Annotated in this window: 21 protein-coding genes; 12 read left to right on the forward strand and 9 right to left on the reverse strand. The window is 68.5% G+C overall.

Features of this window, described 5'->3' with window-relative positions; translation table 11 throughout:
* Positions 1 to 50: 50 nt before the first annotated feature.
* A complete protein-coding gene (locus C6A86_RS03835; RefSeq protein ID WP_105362341.1) occupies positions 51 to 326 on the forward strand; it encodes a hypothetical protein in 276 nt (91 codons plus the stop codon).
* A gap of 5 nt (positions 327 to 331) precedes the next feature.
* Here C6A86_RS03835 and map read toward each other — a convergent pair whose 3' ends face one another.
* Positions 332 to 1,102, reverse strand: a complete 771-nt coding sequence (gene map, locus C6A86_RS03840) for a type I methionyl aminopeptidase (protein WP_105362345.1) — start codon at positions 1,100 to 1,102, stop codon at positions 332 to 334.
* Between the two features lie 87 nt (positions 1,103 to 1,189).
* On the opposite strand from map, the gene C6A86_RS03845 reads away from it, so the two are divergent.
* A complete protein-coding gene (locus C6A86_RS03845; RefSeq protein ID WP_105362342.1) occupies positions 1,190 to 1,456 on the forward strand; it encodes a helix-turn-helix domain-containing protein in 267 nt (88 codons plus the stop codon).
* Positions 1,457 to 1,794: 338 nt separating this feature from the next.
* Positions 1,795 to 3,096: an HNH endonuclease signature motif containing protein gene (locus C6A86_RS03850; RefSeq protein ID WP_105365618.1), complete on the forward strand. Its 1,302-nt coding sequence runs from the start codon at positions 1,795 to 1,797 to the stop codon at positions 3,094 to 3,096.
* 170 nt (positions 3,097 to 3,266) lie between these two features.
* On the opposite strand, the gene C6A86_RS03855 is transcribed toward C6A86_RS03850, so the two are convergent.
* Entirely contained in the window at positions 3,267 to 3,716 is a 450-nt protein-coding gene (locus tag C6A86_RS03855; protein ID WP_105365610.1) for a nitroreductase family deazaflavin-dependent oxidoreductase, read from the reverse strand.
* Between the two features lie 107 nt (positions 3,717 to 3,823).
* On the opposite strand from C6A86_RS03855, the gene C6A86_RS03865 reads away from it, so the two are divergent.
* The gene (locus tag C6A86_RS03865; RefSeq protein ID WP_233213199.1) at positions 3,824 to 4,021 is read left to right on the forward strand and encodes a hypothetical protein; all 198 of its coding nucleotides are present in this window, start codon (positions 3,824 to 3,826) and stop codon (positions 4,019 to 4,021) included.
* On the opposite strand, the gene C6A86_RS03870 is transcribed toward C6A86_RS03865, so the two are convergent.
* The 6 genes from C6A86_RS03870 to fadD8 all read right to left on the reverse strand — a co-directional run bounded on the left by C6A86_RS03870 (position 4,018) and on the right by fadD8 (position 9,851).
* Positions 4,018 to 4,707 (reverse strand): HAD family hydrolase, encoded by a 690-nt coding sequence (locus C6A86_RS03870; protein WP_233213197.1) that lies wholly within the window; start codon positions 4,705 to 4,707, stop codon positions 4,018 to 4,020. The genes C6A86_RS03865 and C6A86_RS03870 overlap by 4 nt on opposite strands.
* Positions 4,708 to 4,721: 14 nt before the next feature.
* Positions 4,722 to 5,960: a GNAT family N-acetyltransferase gene (locus C6A86_RS03875; RefSeq protein ID WP_105365608.1), complete on the reverse strand. Its 1,239-nt coding sequence runs from the start codon at positions 5,958 to 5,960 to the stop codon at positions 4,722 to 4,724.
* Between the two features lie 52 nt (positions 5,961 to 6,012).
* Positions 6,013 to 6,630, reverse strand: a complete 618-nt coding sequence (locus C6A86_RS03880; protein WP_105365607.1) for a heme-binding protein — start codon at positions 6,628 to 6,630, stop codon at positions 6,013 to 6,015.
* 55 nt (positions 6,631 to 6,685) lie between these two features.
* A complete protein-coding gene (locus C6A86_RS03885; protein ID WP_105365617.1) occupies positions 6,686 to 7,891 on the reverse strand; it encodes an RNA polymerase sigma factor in 1,206 nt (401 codons plus the stop codon).
* 64 nt (positions 7,892 to 7,955) lie between these two features.
* Positions 7,956 to 8,186 (reverse strand): hypothetical protein, encoded by a 231-nt coding sequence (locus C6A86_RS03890; RefSeq protein ID WP_105365606.1) that lies wholly within the window; start codon positions 8,184 to 8,186, stop codon positions 7,956 to 7,958.
* Positions 8,187 to 8,249: 63 nt separating this feature from the next.
* Positions 8,250 to 9,851 carry a fatty-acid--CoA ligase FadD8 gene (fadD8, locus tag C6A86_RS03895; RefSeq protein ID WP_105365605.1) on the reverse strand — a complete coding sequence of 534 codons (1,602 nt, stop codon included), beginning with the start codon at positions 9,849 to 9,851 and terminating at the stop codon, positions 8,250 to 8,252.
* Positions 9,852 to 9,918: 67 nt separating this feature from the next.
* Between fadD8 and C6A86_RS03900 the strand changes: the two genes are divergently transcribed.
* On the forward strand, positions 9,919 to 10,164 hold the full coding sequence (locus C6A86_RS03900) for a DUF3253 domain-containing protein (RefSeq protein WP_105365604.1): 246 nt from the start codon (positions 9,919 to 9,921) through the stop codon (positions 10,162 to 10,164).
* Here C6A86_RS03900 and C6A86_RS03905 read toward each other — a convergent pair whose 3' ends face one another.
* Positions 10,165 to 10,623 carry a YciI family protein gene (locus tag C6A86_RS03905; protein WP_105365603.1) on the reverse strand — a complete coding sequence of 153 codons (459 nt, stop codon included), beginning with the start codon at positions 10,621 to 10,623 and terminating at the stop codon, positions 10,165 to 10,167.
* A gap of 144 nt (positions 10,624 to 10,767) precedes the next feature.
* On the opposite strand from C6A86_RS03905, the gene C6A86_RS03910 reads away from it, so the two are divergent.
* From C6A86_RS03910 to menD, 7 genes are all read left to right on the forward strand, one after another.
* Positions 10,768 to 12,390: an amidohydrolase gene (locus C6A86_RS03910; RefSeq protein ID WP_105365602.1), complete on the forward strand. Its 1,623-nt coding sequence runs from the start codon at positions 10,768 to 10,770 to the stop codon at positions 12,388 to 12,390.
* 30 nt (positions 12,391 to 12,420) lie between these two features.
* Positions 12,421 to 13,983 carry a long-chain-fatty-acid--CoA ligase gene (locus tag C6A86_RS03915; protein ID WP_105365601.1) on the forward strand — a complete coding sequence of 521 codons (1,563 nt, stop codon included), beginning with the start codon at positions 12,421 to 12,423 and terminating at the stop codon, positions 13,981 to 13,983.
* 52 nt (positions 13,984 to 14,035) lie between these two features.
* Positions 14,036 to 14,935 (forward strand): o-succinylbenzoate synthase, encoded by a 900-nt coding sequence (locus C6A86_RS03920; RefSeq protein WP_233213196.1) that lies wholly within the window; start codon positions 14,036 to 14,038, stop codon positions 14,933 to 14,935.
* A 76-nt stretch (positions 14,936 to 15,011) separates the two neighbouring features.
* Positions 15,012 to 15,974, forward strand: coding sequence for a GlxA family transcriptional regulator (locus tag C6A86_RS03925; protein ID WP_233213195.1), 963 nt, complete (start codon positions 15,012 to 15,014; stop codon positions 15,972 to 15,974).
* A 10-nt stretch (positions 15,975 to 15,984) separates the two neighbouring features.
* On the forward strand, positions 15,985 to 16,710 hold the full coding sequence (locus C6A86_RS03930; protein ID WP_105365598.1) for a DJ-1/PfpI family protein: 726 nt from the start codon (positions 15,985 to 15,987) through the stop codon (positions 16,708 to 16,710).
* 10 nt (positions 16,711 to 16,720) lie between these two features.
* Positions 16,721 to 17,509, forward strand: a complete 789-nt coding sequence (locus C6A86_RS03935; protein ID WP_105365597.1) for an alpha/beta fold hydrolase — start codon at positions 16,721 to 16,723, stop codon at positions 17,507 to 17,509.
* A gap of 9 nt (positions 17,510 to 17,518) precedes the next feature.
* Positions 17,519 to 19,147: a 2-succinyl-5-enolpyruvyl-6-hydroxy-3-cyclohexene-1-carboxylic-acid synthase gene (gene menD, locus C6A86_RS03940; RefSeq protein ID WP_105365596.1), complete on the forward strand. Its 1,629-nt coding sequence runs from the start codon at positions 17,519 to 17,521 to the stop codon at positions 19,145 to 19,147.
* Positions 19,148 to 19,175 lie beyond the last annotated feature (28 nt).

The following is a 19,175-nucleotide window of genomic DNA, read 5'->3' on the forward strand; positions in this document are numbered from 1 at the left end:
GTACAAACGGTGCGACGATGCGTATGGGACGCACGAGGTTGGAGAGCACAGTGAAGCGTTCGGCAGGTCTATTGATGGCGGGGATGGCCGTGAGTGCCGCCCTGGTCGGATGCTCGCCGGCGGTCACCGGTGGAGACACCAAGTGTGAGGACTTCATCGGTCAGGACGAGAAGACCCAGAACGAAGCCGTGGCGAAGATGCTCAAGGACGAAAAGGGCACCGACGCAGCGCAGTTGGAGGTCACCGGGACCCGTCTGGCAGTGCAGACCTGGTGTCAGACGGCCGGGACCCCGGACTCGACCATCAAGGAAGCTCCGCACCTGTAGCGGGGTCAGGCCGCCCGGCGGGTCATTACGAGGGGTGACCCGTCGGTGACGGCGATGGTGTGTTCGGAGTGGGCGGTGCGTGACCCGTCGGCCGATCGGATGGTCCAACCGTCCCGGTCATAGACGATTTTGTTGGTGCCCTGGGCGAACCAGGGCTCCAGCGCGAGTGTCAGCCCGGGTCGCAGCACCAGCCCGCGTCCGGCACGTCCCCGGTTGGAGACGTGCGGATCTTCATGCATGGTGCGGCCCAGGCCGTGCCCGCCGAACTCGACGTTGACGGGGTAGCCGTACGCGTCGGCGACCGCACCGATGGCCGCGGAGATGTCTCCCAGTCTTCCGCCCGGGAGCGCAGCGGCGATGCCGGCTTCCAGTGCCCGTTCGGTGGCCTCGACGACCCGCTGGTCCTCGGGCCGTGGCGTGCCGACGATCAGGCTGCGCGCCGAGTCGGCCACCCAGCCGTCGATCGAGACGGCGATGTCCATGCTCAACAGGTCGCCGTCGCGCAGCGCGTAGTCATGTGGAAGGCCATGCAGCACAGCGTCGTTGACCGAGAGGCAGATGACGTTGCGGAACGGGCCACGGCCGAAGGACGGCGCATAGTCCCAGTAGCAGGACACCGCGCCCCGGTCTTCGATCAACTGGCGGGCCCGGTACTCGAGATCGAGCAGGTTGACCCCCACCGCCGCGCGCGAGTGCAGATCCTCCAGCAGGTCGGCGATGAAGGCACCCGTGGTGCGCATGGCCTCGACTTCGCGGGGTGTTTTGAGTTCCAGCATCCGCATTCCTGTCCAATGGGCGGTATAGAAATACCAGCCTAGTGGAGGTCTCGGTATTTTCATACCAGGGTGGCGTATTCTCGTCGCATGGTCCGATCACCCCTGACGCCGCAACAACGTGCCGCCGGTCAACGCCTGGGCGCGTTCCTGCGCGAAAGCCGCGGCGACCGCAAACCCGCCGAGGTCGCGCACGCCGCGTCGATCTCACCGGAGACGTTGCGCAAGATCGAAACCGGACGCCTGGCCACACCGGCCTTCACGACCGTCGCGGCGCTGGCCGCCGTGCTGGGGATCCCGTTGGACGAACTCGCCCGCATCTGCCTGCCTGAGATGGATCTGTCGAATACGGGTTAGTGCCCTGGTGGAAGCTGCTGTGAAGCGCAAATTTTCGGTCGGGTAGCGGAACGGGCGTTCGGCGTGGCTGGGCTGCCTTGGGTGGGTGCCGGCTTTCGGGCTGCGCTCGGGATGGTCACTTGAACTGTCACCCATGCCCTCAAAATTTCCCTTGCGCGGGGCCTTGATTCGGCGTAGCATCGAACACAAGTTCGAATGCGACGTTGCTCCCATCACCATCCGGTGAGCACAGACCGCGACTCCGGTCGCCGCGAGGTTCGATGGCCCCTTTCGGGCTGTGCGGACCGTTGTGACTGATCGTGCCCCGTTGGGCACCTTCTGTGAAAGTCGGTATCCACATGGACGCCACTGATCTCGACACCTTTGTTGATGCGTTGATTGATGACCTCACCCCCACGCCCGCGCGGGATGAGGATCGCACGCTGTTTCATCTACTCGACAGTCCGCGCCGGATCGTTGATGAACCACCCTTGCTCGCGGTGCTGGTTGCCGCGGTGACCTTGCGCAATCTGTTCGATCATGTGATCGCCCAGGCGGTTGCGGCCGCCGAGCGGGCCGGGATCCCGGCCCGCAAACACCTGCGCACGGGCGCCGATCTGCTCACCAGTCTGGGTGTGGCGCCCGGCGCGGCGCACCGGGCCGCGCGGGTGGGCCGGGTGGCGCACACCCTGCCCGCGTTGACGCAGTTGCAGCGCCTCGGTGGGGTCGGTATCGAGTTCGCCGACGCCATCGGCAAAGGAGTCGCTCACGTCAGCAGCCGGGTCGCCCTGTCCGAGCAGGACAGGGTGGGCGTGGTGTCGACGCTGATGATCCAGACCACCCCCTCCGGTGTCGATAAGAAGGCCCGCGAGATCGCCATCGCAAGAACCGCCGCCGCTCCGCTCGACGACGGGGCGGTGCCGGTCGCCGAAAACACCGACCTCAACGACATGACTGTGGTGCAGACCGAGGACGGGCGGGTCGCGGCCAGCTTGGATCTCGACGCGCTCACCGCGGAAGAACTGCTCGCCGCACTGGACCCGTTGTGCCGGCCCATCCCGCTGCCCGACGGGTCACCGGACCCACGCCCGACCGGGCGCCGCCGCGCGGACGCGTTCGGACAGATCATGCGGACCTACCTGTCGAATTCGCAGCGCCCAATGTCGGGAGGTGTGCTCCCGCACGTCACCCTGGTCCGGCCCGCCGCACACGGCGTGGACACACTGGGATTCGGCGGGCCCGTCAGTGCCGCCACCGCCGAACTCATCGCCTGTGACAGCACACTGACGTCGGTGATCGTCGACCACTCGGGCGTACCCCTCGATGTGGGGCGCAGCGAACGGCTCTTCCCGCCCCATATCCGTAAAGGGCTGGCGGTCCGTGATGGTGGTTGCGCGCACCCCGGCTGCGGGCGGCCGGTGTCCTGGTGCGACGCCCACCACATCCAACCCTGGAGCAGCGGCGGGCACACCAGCATCGACAACGGGGTGCTGCTGTGCCGACTGCACCACACCGCGATCCACCACGGGGGCTGGCAGGTCTACCTCGGCGCCGACCGCCATCCCTGGTTCATCCCACCGCATGATCCGGCCGGACGAGAACCGGCACATCTGCGGTCCCACGCCCGACGCACCATGACCACCCTGCCCACCGCCGCATAACCAAACTCGCACGGCACCTTGACAACTTCACAGAGAACACCGCCCACGCAGGCGGGTCCGGCGGGGAGCACGCCGCCGGACCCGCCACCACGGATCAGTACCGGTCAAAGATCCACGTAAACAACACTCTCCAACCCGTCGCCATCAAAACCGGTACGGACCAGCTGGTCTCAGATTTCGTCGAACCGGAAGACCGGCAGGCGGCCGGCCAGTGCCTCGAACTCGTCGGGGCTGCCCGTGTCGACCAGACCGGCATTGCGGATGAAGCCGACGCCCGTGGGCACCAGAGTAGGAAACTGGCGCAGCAGTGGGCGAGCTTGCTCGGCGGGAATCTCGGTCATCCGCACCTGCTGAGCCCGCCGGCCCTGATGCAGGGTGGCTGTCCCCGCCGCGCGGGCGTTGGCTACCCAGTCGGCACCGGGCAGACCGCCGACCACGTAGCGGGCACCGTCGACCGTCATCGGGGTGACCGGTGTGGAACGCGGTTTGCCGGTCTTGCGGCCCGCCACCGTCAGCACCAGTGGGCCCTTGTCGCCGCCGATGCCGAGCTTGGACAGCCCGATGAACACCTTGTTGACGTACTTCAGCCACCATGGTGGCCGTACCCGCTGCTCCGCCATGCCCCAAGGCTAGGCTACCGCGCGAAGTTCGCGCTGATCCGTTGCTGCAGATAATCTTTCGCGCTGATGGGTGGGTACTTCCCGCCGGGGCCGGCGATCATCACCTCATGGTTGGCCTGGGCGAAGAAGGCGATGCTGTAGCGGTATTCGGGCTCCCGACGGCGGGCCCGCGGATCGGTGCCCGCGCCGAACTGCTGGCGGTGCGCGGCACCGACGTGATCGCCAACGCGCCCGCTGATCGCATCGTGTTCCACGACGGTGTGGTGGTGTCCCGCAGCGAGACCCACACCTGGATGGCTGTCTAGACGTCCAGGCCGTATGCCCGCACGGCCGCGATCAGACCATCGGGGCGCTGCGCGGTGGGCAGCGGATCGACCAGCGCGAAGGCACAACCCACGGCGCGGGCCCCGCCGTCGGCCTCCTCGCTGTCCCCGACCATCAGCGCGTCGGCGGGCTCGACTCCCAGGCGCGTCAGCGCGGTCTCGAAGATGGCTGGGTCGGGCTTGACCGCACCCACCTCGAAGGACAGCACGTACTCGTCGGCCGAGGTACCGGCGGCGGCGAGTGCGGGCCGCAGATCGAAGGCGATGTTGGACACCACCGCCGTCTTGACCCCGGCGGCGCGCAGCCCGTTCAGGGTGGCGACCGTGTCCGGATACGGCGTCCAGGACGCCGGGTCGACCAGTTTGGGGTACAGCGCGGCGGCATCCGCGCCGTTGAGCCCCGACTCGCGCAGCACGTGCAGATACGCCTCGCGGTGCAGGTGCGGTTCCAGATCGCGGTTGGCCCAATTGTGCTGCTGTTCATCCGACATCGGCACCGAACTGCCGGTGGGGGCGGTCACCCGGCGCATCAACTCGGCCTGCACGTGGCCGTCGACCGACTTCTCGTCGACGGTGATGCCGTCGAACCAGCTGTCGTCTTCCTCGAGCCGGAACAGGGTGCCGGAGAAATCGAAGAGCACGGCCCTGAGACCGCTGGTGTTCGTCACGAAAGTCATCCCTCCTAGAAGTGGTCGGGGATCGCGGGTGCGACGGGCCAGCCGAAGGCTACCGCGGCCCGCTGCGCCGACCCCGGTGTCAGTTCGTCGACCAGGCCCGCGGCGACCAGTTGCGCCACGCTCGTGCCGCCCAGATAGATGGCGCCGAGGTCACGCGCGGAGATGGCGATATCGGCTGGTGCGCCGGTCTTCTCGCATTCGGCACCGTCGGGCCCGCCGCGCAGTCGGTAGCGGCCGGTGTTCCACGGGCAGAACTCGTCACGCACGTCCAGCACGATATCGACCGGCGCGGCGTAGCGGCGTAGTGCGAGCGCACGGTCCACCTCGACCAGGCGTACGAAGATGCCGTCGTTGACCGCGCATTGCAGTGCCCGCTGATCGGCCACCAGGTAGCGCAACGGCTCGTCGACGGCGGCCCCGTCGTACCTGAGGGTGCGGATCAAGTCGATCTCCAGCAGGAAACGCCAAATACGGGCGTAGGCGCGTGGATTGGTGCCCCGCACCTCGTGGATGTGCAGTTCGCCGGTGGGTCCGGTGGCCGACCAGTCCGACTTGGGCCGGTAGATGGCGAATCCGCTGGGGGTGCCGTCGGCTTCGTGGTGCAGCGCGAACCGGATGCTGCCGCTGTCCTTGCGTCGGTCGGCGTTGTCGTGGATCAGGTGGTCCCACCACCCCCGTGGCCGGTCCATCCGGCCGGGTAGCTGCGGGTACAGCTGGTCATAGATTGCCGGCCCGTGGGCCAGCAGCGTCTCGGCATCGGTCTCGGACACCGATCCGTGGCCCAGATCGACCTCCGGACGGAAGCCCAGATCGCGCACCTGTCCGGTCAGCACGGCGTTCTGGCTGGCCAGTCCGTAACCGAACCGTCCATAGATCATCGTTTCCGACGCGAACAGCATGGCCAGGGCCTCGGTTCCGCGGGCTCTGATGCCGTCGAGCTGGTACCGCATCATCTGTGTCAACAGACCCCGGCGACGGTGCGCGGGTGACACGGTGACCGCTGTGACGGCGGCGACCGGGACCTGCGCCCCGCCGGGCAGGCTCACCTGCTTGCGGTAGTCGCCCGCGGTGGAGGCCCAGCGGTGGCCGTCGTGGAAACCGAACATGCGGTCGAAATCGGTGATCTTGCGTGCGAGTTCGGTCTCGTCGTCCTGCGGATCCTGCAGGAACACCGAGTGAAACGCGGCATTGAAGGAGGTGAAGTCGTCATCATCGCGGACGGTGCGCAGGGTCAGGTCAACCACATACTCATGTCTACCGTGCCGCACCCCGTGAGCGCGCGGCCTTTTCTGCGCGCTATATCGGGATGGCGACCTCGTTGCGGCGCCGGAACGGCAGCGTCCACGGCGGATCGTAGAACCACGCGACCGGATCGCCCGCCGGCTCGATGCCGTTCGTGCGCAGCGTCTGCACCAACTCCACGGTGCGCCGGCTCACCGCCGACGGACTGCGATCGCCGGTGAACCGGACAACGGCCATGGTTGCCGGTGGCACCTCGACCAGTCGCACGTCCTCGTCGTCGGGTGTCGGCAGGGTCTGCATCGACCACTTCGACGGCATGAAGAAACGGATGGTCCAGCCGGTCTCGGAGCTGCCGGTCTGCGACACCGGCGCCGTCATGGCGATCTCTTCGGCGGACGCCTGCCGGCTCACCGGTGCCGTCATCGCGATTTCGGTGCTGCGGTGGTTTCCCCCGAAGATGTAGGCCGCCACTTTGCGGAAGCCTTCGTAGAGGGCGCGTTGTTTGTCGCCGGTGATGGTGGTTTCGGCGGCGATCCGGCGGCCGTACTGCCGGATCTCGACGTCGCCGGACAGCGGACGCCCGATGTAGTGCGGCTCCTCGACGGTACGGATGCCGACGATCGACAGCACGGATTCCCCGACCTGGCCTGCCAGCTTGATGATGCGGTCCATGGCGCTGCTCCTTTCCTTCACTGAGGTATTCGGCGGCGAGTCGGGTTCGGATCGGTCAAGCCTGCCGTGGTGCACCCGTTGCGCGCGCGGCCTTTTTCAGCAGCACGGCACGTTCGGCCTGGTTGGCCGTCAGGGTTGCCGCGGCGGTGAACTCGGCGGCGGCCTCGGCATCGCGGCCCAGCCGCGCCAGCAGTTCACCGCGCACGCTGGGCAGCAGATGGCTGCCCTCGAGCCCGTCGATGGCATCGACGATCCGCAGGGCCGCCTCCGGCCCCTCGGTCATCGCCACGGCCACCGCCCGATTCAGCGCCACGATCGGGGATCCGGCGATCTGGCGCAGCGCATCGTAGAGCGCCACGATGCGAGCCCAGTCGGTGTCGGCCGCGGTCGGCGCCACGGCGTGGCACTCCGCGAGCGCGGCCTGCAGGGCATACGGACCCCAGCCCCGCTGCCCGCGGGCATGCTCGGCGCGCTGCAGAGCGGTGACGCCCCGCCGGATCTGAGCCCGGTCCCAGCGGGTGCGGTCCTGATCCTCCAACAGGATCGGATCGCCGTCGGCGTCGGTGCGGGCGGCGAACCGCGAGGACTGGAACTCCATCAGCGCCACCAGGGCGTGCACCTCCGGCTCATCCGGAGTGATTGCTTGCAGCACCCTCCCCAGACGTAAAGCCTCACTGCACAATTCGTCGCGGATCCAGTGCTGCCCGGCCGACGCCGCGTAGCCCTCGTTGTAGATCAGGTAGATCACCGCCAGCACCGCGGACAGGCGCGGGCCGAAGTCGGCACGCTCGGGCACCTCGAACGCCATGCCGGCCAGGGTCTTCTTGGCGCGGGTGATGCGCGCGGCCACCGTGGCCTTCGAGGTCAGGAAGGCCCGGGCGATCTCGTCGGTGGCCAGGCCGCCGACGACCCGCAGCGTCAGCGCGATCTGCGATTCGCGGGTCAGCGAGGGATGGGCGGCGATGAAGATCAGGCGCAGCACGTCGTCGTCGATGCGGTCTGGATCCCACGCATCGTCGACGCCGTCTTCGAGCTCGCGCGCCAGCACCGCGTACTTGCTGTCCAGGTTCTCCTGCCGGCGCCAGAGGTCGATGGCCTTGCGTTTGGCGACGGTGGTCAGCCAGGCCCCGGCATTGCGGGGGACACCGGCGGACGGCCACTGAGCCAGCGCGTCGACCAGGGCTTCCTGGGCCAGGTCCTCGGCAAGGCCCACATCGCCGACCGCGCGGGTCAGGGTGGCGACGATCCTGGCGGCTTCCATCCGCCAGACGGCGTCGACGGTGTCGCGCAGATCGGTGTCCGGCACTGAATCAAACTAGCGCCCGTCAGGCGTCGGGTGCGTCCTGCGCGTCGGCGTGGAAGAAGAACATGCTGGCCACGAAGCTGGTCAGCGAGAGCAGACCGGCGCCCATCGACAGGCCGATGTTGTCGAACCCGAAGGTGCCGACGGACATCGCGAAACCGACGATGGCGATCATGCTCAGGAACAGCGCCCAGGTGCTCAGGGCCTCGGACGTGCGGGCGGGTGCTGCGGCGACGGCGGTGCGGTCGTCCATCGGGGCGGTCCTATCTGGGCGAAGCTACGGGGTCAGCGCTCCTGTACCCCCGTTCCTCGCCCGCTAACCCACCGAACGTCCCGCGCCCTCCCAGAACTGTGCGCGCACGGCCTTCTTGTCGGGCTTGCCCAGCGCGGTGATCGGCACCGAGTCGACGACGACAACCTGCTTGGGCACCTGCACCGACCCCTTGCGTTCCTTCACCGAGGCCTGGATCTCGGCGATCATGGTCGCGACCGCCGCCTCGGCGGTGTCGGCGTCGGGCCGCAGTACCACCACGGCCGTGACCGCCTCGCCCCACTTCTCGTCGGGGGTGCCGATGACACACACCTGGGCGACCGAAGGGTGTTCGGCCACAACATCTTCGACCTCACGGGGAAAGACGTTGAAGCCGCCGGTGACGATCATGTCCTTGGTGCGGTCGACGATGAAGTAGAAGCCGTCCTCGTCCTCGCGGGCCAGGTCGCCGGTGTGCATCCAGCCGCCGGAGAACGTGTCGGCGGTGGCCTCGGGCAGGTTCCAGTAGCCGCCGGACAGCAGCGGGCCGGCCACACAGATCTCGCCGACCTCACCCTGGGGCACCGGTTGGCCGTCCTCGCCCAGCAGCGCCACCTTCGCGAACAGGGTGGGCCGCCCGCAGGAGGTCAGCCGCTTCTCGTCGTGGTCCTTCTTGGACAGGTAGGTGATGACCATCGGCGCCTCGGACTGCCCGTAGTACTGGGCGAAAATCGGCCCGAACCGCCGGATCGCCTCTTTGAGGCGCACCGGGTTCATCGCCGAGGCGCCGTAGTACACCGTCTCCAGTGAGGACAGGTCGCGAGTGTGGCTGTCGGGATGGTCCATCAGCGCATAGATCATCGAGGGCACCAGCATGGTCGCGGTGATCTTCTGCTCCTCGATGACCCGCAGCACCTCGGCCGGGTCGAACTTGGTGAGCACGATCAGCTCGCCGCCCTTGACGATGACCGGGGTGAAGAACGCGGCGCCGGCGTGCGACAGCGGCGTGCACATCAGGAACCGGGGGTTCTCCGGCCACTCCCATTCGGCCAGCTGCACCGTCGTCATGGTGGTGATCGACTGGGTCGTGCCGATGACGCCCTTGGGTTTGCCGGTGGTGCCGCCGGTGTAGGTCAGCCCGCCGATGTGATCGGCGGGCAGGTCGGCGGCGACCAGCGGCTGCGGCGCGTATTTGGCGGCCTCGGCGCTGAGATCCGTGGCAACATCGGCGAGCTCGGACGGCACCGGTCCGATGGTCAGGACCTGCTTGAGCGAGGGCACCTTCTCCAGCAGTCCCAGCGCGCGCTCGACGAACATCGGGTTGGGATCGATGATCAGCGAGGTGACCCCGGCATCGGAGAGCACATAGGCGTGATCATCGAGTGAGCCGAGAGGGTGTAGTGCGGTGCGCCGGAAACCCTGGGTCTGGCCGGCGCCGATGATCATCAGCACCTCGGGCCGGTTCAGGGAGAGCAGGCCGACGGCCGCTCCGGTACCCGCGCCGAGCGCCTCGAAGGCCTGAATGTACTGGCTGATGCGGTCGGCGAGCTCGCCGCCGGTCAGCGTGGTGTCCCCGAGAAACAGCACGGGGCGGTCCTTGTGGCGCTTCAGCGCGCCGACGGTGAGGTGGCCGGAGTGCAGGAAATGGCGGAGCTGCTCGTCACTCATAGCAACAGATTAGAACGTGTTACAGAATTGCTGGCAAGGCCCGCCCGATTCGGCTTGACTGGTCGAGGTGAACCACGACCTGCGCGCCGCGATCCTGCGGCTGGCCCGCGAACGCGGACCGGAGAAGACGATCTGCCCGTCGGATGCGGCCCGCGCGGTGGGTGGGCCGCAGTGGCGTGACCTGATGGACGATGCCCGCGAACAGGCGCGTGAGCTGGCCCGCCGCGGTGAGGTGGAGATCAGTCAGAAGGGCACGGTGCTCGACCCGGACGAGCCGTGGCGCGGACCCGTGCGGATCCGCGCCACGTCCTGATCAGCGGTCGGCGGCCTCGCGCGCCGCCTTCGCGACCTTCTCGGCCAGATCCGCCTTCCACTGGATCTCCTTCTGGATCCACGGGTTGTCGGCGGCGAACTCCTCGATCTCGCTGACCCGGCGCACCTCGAGCTTCACGCCCGGGCCGAGCGGGCACTTGCGGGCCCACTGCTTGGCCTCCTCGACTGACGAGGTCTCGATGATCCAGAACCCGTTGAACAGCTCCTTGATCTCGGCGTACGGGCCATCGGTCACCACCGGCGGATCGGAGTCGAAGTCGACGACGAAACCCTCCTCGGGTTCGGTGAGTCCCTCGCCGGCCAGCATCACGCCGGCCTTGATGAGTTCCTCGTTGTAGCGGCCCATCGACGCGATGATCTCGTCGAAGTCGACCCCGGCCATGGCGGCCTCGGCGGCGGTGGCATCGGCAACTCGCATGATGAGCATGTAGCGCGACATCTCGGTGTCTCCTTCTATTCGGGAAGGGGCACGTCGATCGTGCCCTCATGGATACGTCGAACGGAACCCACACAGAATCGACATGCGCCGCGAACTTTTCTCATCGCGTACCCCGGCCGTCGGCAGCGAACTAGCCTTTGCGCCATGACCAGCGCAGCGCAACCGGCCGATCTGATCCTCACCGGGACCATCCTCACCGTCGACGACGCCTTGCCGACCGCGCGGAATCTGGCCGTCTCGCACGGACGGATCGTGGCGGTGGACCTGCCCGAGGACGAGGTGGCGAACTGGATCGGGCCGGACACCACCGTGGTCTCGGTGGGCGAGGGGTGCGTGCTGCCCGGTTTCGTTGAGGCGCACGGCCATCCACTGATGGAGGCGGTGGCCCTGTCGGACCGGATGGTGGACATCCGGCCGGTGACGCTGCCCTCGGCCGATGACGTGGTCGCGGCGGTGCACGCGGAGGTGGCTCGCCGCGGTGCCGACGGCGCCTACCTGAACGGCTGGGACCCGCTGCTGCAGAACGGATTACCGGAGCCCACCCTGGACTGGTTGAACGGTGTCGCAGACACCCCGCTGGTGATCATCCACAACTCCGGACACAAGGCCTTCTTCAACTCGGCGGCGGCCGGGGTCGCGGGGATCACCCGGGACACCCCGGATCCCAAGGGTGCCCGCTTCGGCCGCGATGCCAACGGGGACCTGGACGGCACGGCCGAGGAATCCGCCGCGGTGTTCCCGCTGATCGGCGGCGCCATCTCGGTGGCCGAGTACCCGGCGATGCTGATGGCCGAGTGCGATCGGCTCAACCGGGCCGGCCTGACCACCTGCTCGGAGATGGCGTTCGACCCGATGTTCCGGCCGATGCTGGAGGCCCTGCATGACCGGCTGACGGTCCGACTGCGCACCTACGAGATGTCGACCGCCGAATTGCACACCGACGCCAGCCCCTTCGACGGGGACGATGTGGTGCGCCAGATCGGGATCAAGATCTGGGTGGACGGGTCACCATGGGTCGGCAACATCGACCTGAGTTTTCCGTACCTGGACACCGATGCCACCCGCACCATCGGGGTGGTTCCCGGCTCCTGTGGGCACGCCAACTACACCCGCGAGCAGCTCACCGAGATCGTCGGGACCTTCTACCCGCAGGGCTGGCAGCTCGCCTGTCACGTGCACGGCGACAACGGGGTGGACACCATCCTGGATGTCTACGAGGAGGCGCTGCGCGCGCACCCCCGCGACGACCACCGGCTGCGGTTGGAGCACGTCGGCGCCATCACCGATGCCCAGCTGGCCCGTGCCCACGCGCTCGGGGTGACCTGCAGCCTGTTCGTCGACCAACTGCACTACTGGGGTGACGTCATCGTCGACGGACTCTTCGGTCCAGCGCGCGGCGAGCGGTGGATGCCGTGCGGGTCGGCGGTGGCGACCGGGATGCGCATCTCGCTGCACAACGATCCGCCCGTCACGCCCGAGGAGCCGCTGCGCAATATCAGCGTGGCCGCGACGCGGCGCACCCCCAGCGGCCGCGTGCTCGCGCCACAGGAGCGCCTCACGGTGGATCAGGCCATCCGGGCGCAGACGCTCGACGCCGCATACCAGTTGTTCGCCGATGACCGCATCGGCTCGATCGAGGTCGGCAAGTACGCCGATCTCGTTGTGCTGTCGGCTGATCCGCGCACCGTGGACCCCGAGGAGATCGCCGATCTGCAGGTCGAGGCCACCTATATGGCGGGTCGGCAGGTTCATCCGAAACCGGCCTGAGGGGGTTCGCGTCGTGGCAGGCTGTCGGACATGTCTGAACTGACCGCCCCACGGTTCCTCGACGAGCGCGTCGCCCACTGGGCGGCCACCAAACCCGACGACGAGGCGATCACCTATCTGAGTCGGACCTGGACGTGGTCGCAGTTCGACGACCGGATCCGCCGGGTCGCGGGCGCGCTGACCGCCCGCGGCGTCGGCCGCGGTGATGTCGTCGCCTTCCTGGACAAGAATCACCCGGCGTGTGTGGAGGTGACGCTGGGCGCGGCCTCGCTGGGTGCGGCGACCGCCATCGTGAACTTCCGGCTGGCCGCCGATGAGATCGACTATGTGCTCAACGATTCCGGGGCCAAGGTGCTGTTCGTCGGGGAGGAACTGCTGCCGGCGGTGACCGCGATCCGCGACCGGTTGCCGGCGGTCACCGATGTCATCGAGGTCAAACCCGAGGGTGATGACGAATACGAGGCGCTGCTCGCCGCGGCGACCCCGGTGGACCGCTCACCCGAGGTGGATCCCGCCGACACGGTCGTGGTGATGTATTCCTCGGGTACCACCGGCCGGCCCAAGGGGGTGGCGCTCAGCCACGCCAACCTCATCGCCCACACCGTGAATGCGTTCGACGACTGGCCGTTCAACGAGGGCGACAAGAACCTGGTGGCGATGCCGCTGTTCCATGTGGGTGGCACCTCCTATATGCAGTTCGGCCTGCACAACGGCGCTCCGAGTTACATGACCCGCGATGTCGACGGGGCCGCGCTGGCCGGCGGCATCCTGGCCGGCGCCAACCGGACCTTCCTGGTGCCCGCGGTGCTGGCCAAGGTGTTGGAGGCCGGGCCCGATGCGGTCAAACTCTTCGGCGCGCTGAAGACCTTCGCCTATGGGGCGTCGCCGATGCCGTTGCCGCTGCTGCGGGAGGCACTCAAGGCGTGGCCGGACACCGATTTCATCCAGGTGTACGGGCTGACGGAGGTGTGCGGTGTGGCCACCCGGCTGGGCCCCGAAGATCATCGTGGCGGCAACGAGGAGCGCATGGTGAGTGCGGGCACCCCGATCCAGGGTGTCGAGGTGCGCATCGTGGACCCCGACAGCCTGCAGGACGCGCCGGCCGGTACCCAGGGTGAAATCTGGTTCCGGACACCGCAGTTGATGAAGGGATACCTGAACAAGCCGGAAGCCACCGCCGAGTCGATCACCGAGGACGGCTGGTTCCGCACCGGTGACATCGGCCGGCTGGACCCCGACGGTTACCTGTTCGTCGAGGACCGGATCAAGGACATGATCATCACCGGTGGCGAGAACGTCTACTCGATCGAGGTCGAGCGGATCCTGGCCGAGCATCCGGCGGTCGTCGAGGTCGCGGTGTTCGGTGTGCCCGACGAGAAGTGGGGTGAGGCGGTCAAGGCCGTGGTGGCGCTCGAGGGTGACGGTGTGGCCGAGGCCGAGCTGATCGCCTGGGCCCGTCAGCATCTGGCCGCCTACAAGTGCCCGAAGACCGTCGATATCATCGATGCCCTGCCGCGCAACCCCACCGGCAAGATCATGAAGAAGGACCTGAGGCAACCGCATTGGGAGGGTCGCGATCGCGCCACCATCTGAGTGCCCGCCGTGCAGCGACCTGCTGGATCGTCTGCACGTCGTCGCGCTGCCCATGCGGGTGCGGTTCCGCGGTATCACCGTGCGCGAGATGGCGCTGTTCGACGGCCCGGCGGGCTGGGGCGAGTTCGGGGCCTTCGGTGAGTACGAGCCGCCCGAGGCGGCGCACTGGTTGGCCTCGGCCGTCGAGGCCGCCTACCGGGAGCCACCGGCACCGCTGCGTGATCGCATCCCGGTCAACGCCACCGTTCCCGCCGTCGAACCGGAGCGGGTACCCGAGGTGCTGGCCCGTTTCCCGGGGGCGCAGACCGCGAAGGTGAAGGTCGCCGAGGCCGGGCAGACGCTGGCCGAGGACGTCGCGCGCGTCGAGGCGGTGCGTGCGGCGGTGCCGAAGGTGCGCGTCGACGCCAACGGCGGCTGGAGTGTTGCCGAGGCGGTGGCCGCGGCGGGTGCGCTGGGGGAGTTGGAGTATCTCGAACAGCCCTGTGCCACAGTCGAAGAGCTCGCGGAACTGCGACGCCAGATCGATATCCCGATCGCGGCGGACGAATCGATCCGCAAGGCGGCCGACCCCTTTCGGGTGGTCGCGCTGGGAGCCGCCGATATCGCGGTGGTGAAGGTCGCGCCACTGGGCGGGGTGCACCCGCTGCTGAGCATTGCCGCCCGCATCGGCATACCGGTGGTGGTGTCGAGTGCCTTGGACAGCGCGGTCGGCATGTCCCGCGGGCTGCTGGCCGCGGCCTGCCTGCCCGAGTTGCCGTACGCCTGCGGGCTGGGTACCGGTGGGTTGTTCGTCGAGGACGTCACTGATGCGGTGGCGCCGGTGGCCGGCGAGCTGCCGGTCGGACCGGTGATGCCGGACCCGGCCCGGTTGGACGCGCTGGCCGCGCCTGCGGACCGTCGCCAGTGGTGGATCGACCGGATCCGCGACTGCTACCCGTTCATATGCCGGTAGCGGCGTGACCCGCCTGTCCTGATCTGTGGGGTGCCCGGCGTAGACGCCATCGGAAATCACGATCACCATGGGAGACGTGAAGCGATCAGTGGTGCTGCTCGGCTACCCGGGGGTGCAGGCACTCGATCTGGTCGGTCCGTTCGAGGTGTTCACCGGCGCGACCATGGCCCTGGCCGGTCAGGGCCGCCACGACGACGGCTACGACCTCATCATCGCTTCCCCGGACGGCCGCCCCGCCAGCACCTGGAACGGTCTGCAGATCGTCGCGCAACCACTGCCGCAGCACCCCGTCGACACCGTGCTGGTGCCCGGCGGCGCCGGGATCGACGATCTGCGTGCCGACCCCGATGTCCTGGACTGGATCCGCCGCGCCGCCGACACCGCCCGGCGGGTCGTCAGCGTGTGCACCGGCGCCTTCCTGGTGGCCGAGGCCGGTCTGCTCGACGGGTGTCGGGCCACCACGCACTGGGCCTTCGCGGACCGGATGGCCACCGAATTCCCTTCTGTCTCAGTCGATCCCGATCCCATCTTCGTGCGCAGCTCGGACACGGTGTGGACGGCGGCCGGTGTCACCGCGGGCATCGACCTGGCGCTGGCGCTGGTGGAGGACGACTACGGCACCGAGGTCGCGCAGACGGTGGCCCGCTGGATGGTGCTCTACCTGCGCCGCCCCGGCGGGCAGACCCAGTTCGCCGCGCCGGTGTGGGCGCCGCGGGCCAAGCGGGCACCGATCCGCGAGGTTCAGGAATTCATCGAGACCGAACCCGGGGGCGCGCACAGCATCGGCGCGCTCGCCCGCCGGGCGGCGATGAGCCCGCGGCACTTCACCCGGGTGTTCACCGACGAGGTCGGTGAGGCCCCCGGCAGCTATGTCGAACGGATCCGCACCGAGGCCGCCCGTCGCCTTCTGGAGGAAACCGACGACACCGTCACCGCCATCGCCGCGCGGTGCGGCTTCGGCACCGCAGAAACCATGCGGCGCAACTTCGTTCGACGCATCGGCGTATCACCCGACCACTACCGCAAAACGTTCGCCTGAAGGAGAGATCATGCAAATCGCCATCGTGCTGTACCCGGGATTCACCGCCCTGGACTTCATCGGCCCCTACGAGTCGCTGCGTTGGCTGCCCGACGCAGAGGTTCGGTTCGTGTGGCATGAGCCGGGACCGATTGCCGCCGACTCGGGTGTGCTGGTCGTCGGCGCCACGCACTCGTTCGACGAGACGCCCGCGCCCGATGTCGTGCTGGTGCCCGGTGGGTTCACCACGATGGAGCACGCCCGCGACGAGAGGGTCCTGGAATGGGTCCGGCAGGCTCACCGAACGGCGACGTGGACGACGTCGGTGTGCTCGGGTTCGGTGATCCTGGCGGCGGCCGGTCTGCTCAGGGGCAAACGTGCGACCTCGCACTGGGCCGCGGTGCCGCTGCTGAAGGCGTTCGGGGTGGAACCGGTCAGCGATGAGCGGATCGTCGCCGCCGACGGCTCGGCCCAGAACACCATCATGACCTGCGCCGGGGTGTCGGCCGGTATCGATCTCGGCTTGTGGCTGGCGGGCCGGATTGCCGGTGACGATCGCGCGAAGGCCATTCAGCTGTCGATGGAGTACGACCCGCAGCCGCCGTTCGACTCCGGCCACATGTCGAAGGCGTCGGCGGCGACCAAGGCGAGTGCGACCGCGCTGATGTCGAAGGAGTTGCTCAAGCCCACCCAGCTCAAGGCCACCACCCAGCTGTTGTGGGACCAGGCGATCCGCAAGGTCCGCACCCGCACGTAGGCTCGAGCGGGTGAATCTGGCTTACGTCGACAAGGGCGGCACCGGCGCACCGGTGCTCTTCATCGCCGGCCGCGGGGGCGCCGGCCGCACCTGGCACCTGCATCAGGTCCCGGCCTTCCAGCGGGCCGGCTACCGCGTGATCACGTTCGACAATCGCGGTGTCGGGGCCACCGAGAACGCCAGCGGCTTCACCACCGAGCAGGTGGTGGCCGATACCGCATCCCTGATCGAGAAGGTGGTCGGCGGCCCGGTCCGGGTGGTCGGGGTGTCGATGGGCTCGTTCATCGCCCAGGAGCTGATGGTGTCGCGGCCCGAGCTGGTCAGCCAGGCCGTGCTGATGGCGACCCGGGGCCGCCACGACGGTGCGCGGGACTTCTTCGGCAAGGCCGAACGCGAGTTCCACGACGCGAACATCACGCTGCCACCCAGCTACGACGCGAAGATCCGGCTGATGGAGAACTTCTCCCCGAAGACCTTGAACGACGACCGTTCGGTGCGGGACTGGGCCGAGATGTTCACCATGTGGCCCACGAAATACACCCCGGGCCTGCGCAGCCAGCTCGCGGTGGCCCCGGAAGGCAACCGGCTGCCCGCCTACGCGCACATCAAGGCACCGGTGCTGGTCATCGGTTTCGGCGACGACGTGCTGATGGCCCCGCACCTGAGCCGCGAGGTGGCCGAGTCCATCCCGGGTGGGCGCTACCTGGAGATCCCGGATGCCGGTCACCTGGGCTTCATCGAGCACCCCGACGCGGTCAACGAGGCGATCCTGGAATTCTTTGCTGAAGCCAAGCTCTAGGCTGTCGGAGTGAACCCCTCGACGACCCAGGCCCGCGTCGTCGTCGACGAACTGATCCGCGGCGGCGTCCGCGACGTGGTGCTGTGTCCCGGGTCGCGCAACGCGCCCCTGGCCTTTGCGCTGCACGACGCGGACCGGGCCGGCCGCATCCGTCTGCACGTGCGCATCGACGAACGCACCGCCGGTTTCCTGGCCATCGGGCTGGCGGTGTCCGGGCAGGCTCCGGTGCCCATCGCGATGACCTCGGGTACCGCGGTGGCCAACTTGGGTCCGGCCGTGGTCGAGGCCAACTATGCGCGGGTGCCGCTGATCGTGCTGAGCGCGAACCGGCCCTACGAGTTGCTGGGCACCGGGGCGAACCAGACCATGGAACAGCTCGGCTACTTCGGCGGTCAGGTGCGCGAGAGCATCAGCCTCGGACTGGCCGAGGACCGCGATCTTGCCGCGGCCAACGCGCAGTGGCGCTCGGCGACCTGCCGGGTATTGGTGGCGGCCAAGGGATCTCGTACCGCCAATGCGGGGCCTGTGCAGTTCGACATCCCGCTGCGCGAGCCGCTGGTCCCGGACGCCGACAGTGACGGTGAGACGCCGGATGGCCGTCCCGGCGGGCGGTCCTGGACCTACACCCCGCCGGTCAGCTTCGACCAGCCGTTGGACATCGACCTCACCCCGGACACCGTCGTCATCGCCGGCCACGGTGCGGGCGCACATCCCAACCTGGCCGGACTGCCCACCGTCTCCGAGCCGACGGCGCCGGCTGCGGTCAACCCGCTGCACCCGCTGGCGCTGTCGCTGCTGCACCCGAAGCAGGTCATCATGGCCGGGCGCCCGACCCTGCACCGCACGGTGTCCACGCTGCTGGCGGACTCCTCGGTGCCGGTGTTCGCGTTGACCACCGGGCCGCGCTGGCCCGATGTGTCCGGCAACTCGCAGGCCACCGGCACCCGGGCGGTGACCTCCGGCACGCCGGATCCGGCGTGGCTGCAGCGCTGCGCCGCGCTCAACGAGCGCACCTGCGCTGCCGTGCGCACCCAGCTCGACGTGCACCCGCACACCACCGGCCTGCACGTCGCGGCGGCGGTGGTTGCCGGCCTGCGTGACGGGGACCAGTTGGTGCTGGGCGCCTCCAACCCGGTGCGCGATATCGCCCTGGTCGGCCTGCGCGCTCCGGGGGTCAAGGTGCGGTCCAACCGCGGCGTCGCCGGTATCGACGGCACCGTGTCGACCGCGATCGGCGCCGCCCTGGCCCATGAACGCTCCGACGGTGGGGGCACCGTGGCGCTGATCGGTGACCTGACCTTCGTGCACGACAGCTCTGGGCTGCTGATCGGGCCCACCGAGCCGAGGCCGCGCAATCTCACCATCGTGGTGTCCAACGACAACGGCGGGGGCATCTTCGAATTGCTGGAGCAGGGCGACCCGCGGTTTTCCGATGTGTCCTCGCGCATCTTCGGCACCCCCCACGATGTGGACATCGCGGCGCTGTGCCGGGCTTATCACGTGGACAACCAGCAGATCGAGGTGGACGGCCTGGCCGACGCGCTGCGCCAACCCTTCGACGGCATGCGGGTGCTGGAGGTGAAGGCCGACCGGTCATCGCTTCGTGCGCTGCATGCGTCCATCCGGGCGGCGCTCTAGTGCAACTGTTCACCACGCTGAAAGACCG

Source organism: Mycobacterium sp. ITM-2016-00316, from assembly GCF_002968335.2.
Classification (GTDB): Bacteria; Actinomycetota; Actinomycetes; order Mycobacteriales; family Mycobacteriaceae; genus Mycobacterium.

Coding starts and splice junctions, on each gene's coding strand:
- C6A86_RS03905 (WP_105365603.1), bottom strand. CDS start 10,623: ATGTCGCGCTACATGCTCATCATGCGAGTTGCCGATGCCACCGCCGCC.
- C6A86_RS03890 (WP_105365606.1), bottom strand. CDS start 8,186: ATGGACGACCGCACCGCCGTCGCCGCAGCACCCGCCCGCACGTCCGAG.
- C6A86_RS03845 (WP_105362342.1), top strand. CDS start 1,190: ATGGTCCGATCACCCCTGACGCCGCAACAACGTGCCGCCGGTCAACGC.
- C6A86_RS03920 (WP_233213196.1), top strand. CDS start 14,036: ATGCGGGTGCGGTTCCGCGGTATCACCGTGCGCGAGATGGCGCTGTTC.
- C6A86_RS03865 (WP_233213199.1), top strand. CDS start 3,824: ATGGTTGGCCTGGGCGAAGAAGGCGATGCTGTAGCGGTATTCGGGCTC.
- map (WP_105362345.1), bottom strand. CDS start 1,102: ATGCTGGAACTCAAAACACCCCGCGAAGTCGAGGCCATGCGCACCACG.
- C6A86_RS03850 (WP_105365618.1), top strand. CDS start 1,795: ATGGACGCCACTGATCTCGACACCTTTGTTGATGCGTTGATTGATGAC.
- C6A86_RS03915 (WP_105365601.1), top strand. CDS start 12,421: ATGTCTGAACTGACCGCCCCACGGTTCCTCGACGAGCGCGTCGCCCAC.
- C6A86_RS03910 (WP_105365602.1), top strand. CDS start 10,768: ATGACCAGCGCAGCGCAACCGGCCGATCTGATCCTCACCGGGACCATC.
- C6A86_RS03855 (WP_105365610.1), bottom strand. CDS start 3,716: ATGGCGGAGCAGCGGGTACGGCCACCATGGTGGCTGAAGTACGTCAAC.
- C6A86_RS03885 (WP_105365617.1), bottom strand. CDS start 7,891: ATGGAAGCCGCCAGGATCGTCGCCACCCTGACCCGCGCGGTCGGCGAT.
- C6A86_RS03880 (WP_105365607.1), bottom strand. CDS start 6,630: ATGGACCGCATCATCAAGCTGGCAGGCCAGGTCGGGGAATCCGTGCTG.
- fadD8 (WP_105365605.1), bottom strand. CDS start 9,851: ATGAGTGACGAGCAGCTCCGCCATTTCCTGCACTCCGGCCACCTCACC.
- C6A86_RS03930 (WP_105365598.1), top strand. CDS start 15,985: ATGCAAATCGCCATCGTGCTGTACCCGGGATTCACCGCCCTGGACTTC.